Here is a 3,663-nt window from a genome sequence, read left to right on the forward strand (position 1 = left end):
CCCGACGTCGCCGAGCGCGCCGCCCGGGCCGCGCAGAGCCACGTGGGGATCGCCCGCCGCCTGGCCCGGGACCCGGACGCCCGGCAGCGCCGGCTGGACACGGTCCGGTTCCCGCTGCACCTGCGCGGGGTCACCGCCGCCGTCATGATGGCGGACAAGCTGGTGAAGATCGCCACGGAGGAGGCCACCAGCTCCAACGAGGAGCGCGACGCCGCCGAGAAGGCCGCGCTGCTGGCCACCCTGGGCGCCCCCGAGAGCGGGCCGCTGCCGCCGGCAATGCGCGGCCAGGTCAAACAGCTGGAGGATGACCAGAAGCGGCGTGCCAAGCGCTCCATCACGGACTCGCTGGACCGCACGCTGACGGACCTCCTGTCCTTCTACCGCGACGTGCTGATCATCCAGATGGGCAACGCCGTGGACCTGGTCAACCTCGAACTCCGCGACGAACTCCAGGAATTCGCCGGCCGCTCCACCCCGGAGGTGACGCTGGCGCGGATGGATGCCATCAACACCGCCCGGCAACGGATCACCACCTCCAACGTCGCTCCCCTGCTGGCGGTCGAGTCCATGGCCGCCAGCCTGATCTGACCCCCAGCTTCTGTCCCGCTCTTTTACGTTGTCTGTCCCGAGGAGAACCGCATGACGTCAGCACCATCCCGGCCCGCCGGCAGCCGACCCCCGTGGTCCGGCCTGCGCCCGGCCGGCGCCCTGGCACTGGGCCTGGTGCTGGCCCTGGTGCTCTCGTCCTGCACGCTGTTCGGGTCGGGCAACAACCAGTCCTCCGCCGCCCCCGCGTCCGCGGATCCGTCCATCGCGGCCGCGGCTCCGGCGGAACTGCGCAGCTTCTACACCCAGCAGTTGAGCTGGTCCCGCTGCGAGGGCGACTTCCAGTGCGCCAAGGTCAAGGTCCCGGTGGATTACAGCAAGCCCGACGGGGACAGCATTGAGCTGGCCATCCTGAAGCTGGCGGCCAAGGGCGGCACCAAGAAGGGCAGCCTCCTGGTCAACCCGGGCGGCCCCGGCGGGTCCGGCGTCGACTTCGTGCGGGACGCGGGCGCCACGAACATCTCCGACAAGGTCCGGGCGAACTACGACGTCATCGGCTTCGACCCGCGCGGGGTCAAGCGTTCCGCACCCGTTACCTGCCTCACCGACCAGGAGCGGGACGCCAGCCGCGCCAAGGTCTACAAGCTGGACACCGACGCCGGCCTGGCCAACGCCCTCGCGGACAACAAGGTGATCGCCGCCAAGTGCGCGGAGAAGACCGGCCCGGTCCTGGGCCACCTGGACACCGTCAGCGCCGCCAAGGACATGGACGTGCTCCGCGGAGTGCTCAACGACGCGAAACTGAACTACCTGGGCTACTCCTACGGAACATTCCTGGGCTCCACCTACGCCTCCCTGTTCCCGGACAACGTGGGCCGGATGGTCCTGGACGGCGCGCTGGACCCGTCGCTGAACTACGAGGAGCTGACCGCCGGCCAGGCGAAGGCGTTCGAGAAGGCGATCCGCGCTTACGTGACGCACTGCCTGCAGAACAGCGGTTGCCCCTTCAGTGGCAGCGCGGACGACGCCATCCGGGAGATCCAGGACATCATCGCGTCCGTGGAGGCCAGCCCGAAGACCGCCAAGGACGGCCGGGTGGTCAACGCCTCGATGTTCGTCAGCGGCTTCATCCTGCCGTTCTACAACGACGACAACTGGCCGCTGCTGACCCAGGCACTAGACAGCGCCAAGAAGGGCGATGTCTCCCCCATGCTGCGGCTCTCCGACTTCGGCGCGGACCGGGAACCGAACGGGACCTACTCGGCGAACTCCACCTTTGCCTTCACGGCCGTCAACTGCCTGGACTACCCGATGGACGCGGACACCGCCGAGATGCGGGCCGAGGACCAGCGCCTCCGCCAGCTCTCCCCCACCCTGGGCTACTACTTCGCCTACGGCGCCACCAGCTGCAAGGACTGGCCGTACAAGAGCCAGCGCACCCCAGCGCCGGTGCAGTACAAGGGCTCCACGGACATCGTGGTTATCGGCACCACCGGGGACCCGGCGACGCCGGTGGAGTGGGCCGGTTCGCTGCGGAAGCAGCTGGGGAAGGCCTCGCTGCTGACCTGGAAGGGTGAGGGCCATACCGCCTACGGCCGGTCCAACAGCTGCATCGGCAACGCCGTGGACGGGTACCTCGTGGACGGCAAAACCCCGGCGGACAACACCGTCTGCTAGAGCCGTTCCGGGGCCGTGTCCGCGCCCGTTCCGGTCATTTTGACCCGGGCGCGGACCCTCCATTACAGTTGACTCTTGCATGATCCGCCCGGTCCGCCGGAGGCTCACGCGGTGCTTCCTTAGCTCAGTCGGTAGAGCGTTTCACTCGTAATGAAAAGGTCATCAGTTCGATTCTGATAGGAAGCTCGAAAAGAACCCCGCGCATTCCGAGGAATGCGCGGGGTTTTGTCTTTTAAGCCGGGTTCCGCGGAGGCCGTCCCGTTGTCCTTAGACGCAGTTCGGCTGGAACGCCGGATCGGCCGGCTGTCCCGCAGGACGTCCCAGCGCGTTGGAGACCAACCGCTGGACGACGGGGTCATTGGGGGTTTGATCGTGCTCGATCGGGTCTGCCGGGCATTTGTCCTGGATGGTGATGTTGGTGACCTTCTCCGCAGGACCTGCCAGGAACTGGCTCTGGTAGGGCGTGACGACCTCGTCGTGGGTCGTGGAGATCACCGTGTACGCCGGACCGGGGAGGGTGTCACCGAGTGAATTCAGCTTGGTGAGGAACGCCGAACCCGCCTGCTGATCTGAGCAGGCCTGGCAGTTGGATCCGCCGGCCGTCGTCGCCGAGGGCAGGCCGCCCGGAGTGGGGGTGATCAAGCCCTGCGTTCCGTGATTGGACGGTGCGATGCCCACGAGGGCGTTGACCTTCTTGGCCCCGCCGAGGAATCCCATGTAGTAGCGAGGCATCATGCCGCCCTGGCTATGTCCCACGAGGTCAACTTTCTCCGCCCCGGTGGAGGCGAGCACGGCGTCCACAAATGGCGCGAGTTGGGCGGCGGAGTCGGCAATGGGGCCCGTCGCATCGACGCCGTTCGTGGAACCGTAGTTGAGGGAGTACACGCAGTACCCTTCACTCTTGAGCGCTGGTGCCATGCTGGCCCAGTTTTTCGCCATGCTCTCGAAGGTTCCCGGGACGAGAATCACCGGGAAGGGGTGCTCCGCGGTTGGCTTGCAGGACCAGTCGTTGGCGCCCGGCGGGGATACCTCGACGGTGTCCGCGTGTGCCGCGGGTGACGCGATGAGCGATGCGCCGAGGAGCGCCGCCGCGCCCAGCGCCCCCCGGATGGCTTTGGCTCGTTTCGAACCGGAGTGGTTTGTGCCGTCAGACATGTTGTCCTCTTCCGCTGGCCCTCATCCGCGAGGGCTTGCTTTCGTGATGTGGCTTGTCTGGCCTGGACGTGATCCGGATCACGTCTCTTTCTTCAGGCTGGCAGGATGACCGTGACGTTGTGGAGTTCTTGAACGTTCGTGCAGCGGATTCCGGTGATGTGGCGAAAATGAGTTCATGCTGACGGCCTTAGCCGCACGTTTGTGCATCATTCGGACACGGTTTGGTCTCACAGGGCCGTTCCCCGGCGCCATTGAAAGTGGTGGTAGTCCGGCCGGGCCCATGAA

2 protein-coding genes, 1 tRNA gene and 1 pseudogene are annotated in these 3,663 nt (G+C 66.7%); 3 read left to right on the forward strand and 1 reads right to left on the reverse strand.

Annotated elements, in window-relative coordinates:
* The 3 genes and pseudogenes from AB0305_RS22860 to AB0305_RS22870 all read left to right on the forward strand — a co-directional run.
* A pseudogene (locus AB0305_RS22860) lies at positions 1–588 on the forward strand (DNA polymerase III subunit delta'); the annotation flags it as partial.
* Positions 589–639: 51 nt separating this feature from the next.
* Entirely contained in the window at positions 640–2,223 is a 1,584-nt protein-coding gene (locus AB0305_RS22865) for an alpha/beta hydrolase (protein WP_364136630.1), read from the forward strand.
* 113 nt (positions 2,224–2,336) lie between these two features.
* Positions 2,337–2,409 (forward strand) — tRNA-Thr (locus tag AB0305_RS22870).
* A gap of 81 nt (positions 2,410–2,490) precedes the next feature.
* Here AB0305_RS22870 and AB0305_RS22875 read toward each other — a convergent pair.
* A complete protein-coding gene (locus AB0305_RS22875; RefSeq protein WP_364136628.1) occupies positions 2,491–3,378 on the reverse strand; it encodes an alpha/beta fold hydrolase in 888 nt (295 codons plus the stop codon).
* Positions 3,379–3,663 lie beyond the last annotated feature (285 nt).

It is taken from the genome of Arthrobacter sp. NPDC080086 (assembly GCF_040702285.1).

Coding starts and splice junctions, on each gene's coding strand:
- AB0305_RS22865 (WP_364136630.1), top strand. CDS start 640: ATGACGTCAGCACCATCCCGGCCCGCCGGCAGCCGACCCCCGTGGTCC.
- AB0305_RS22875 (WP_364136628.1), bottom strand. CDS start 3,378: ATGTCTGACGGCACAAACCACTCCGGTTCGAAACGAGCCAAAGCCATC.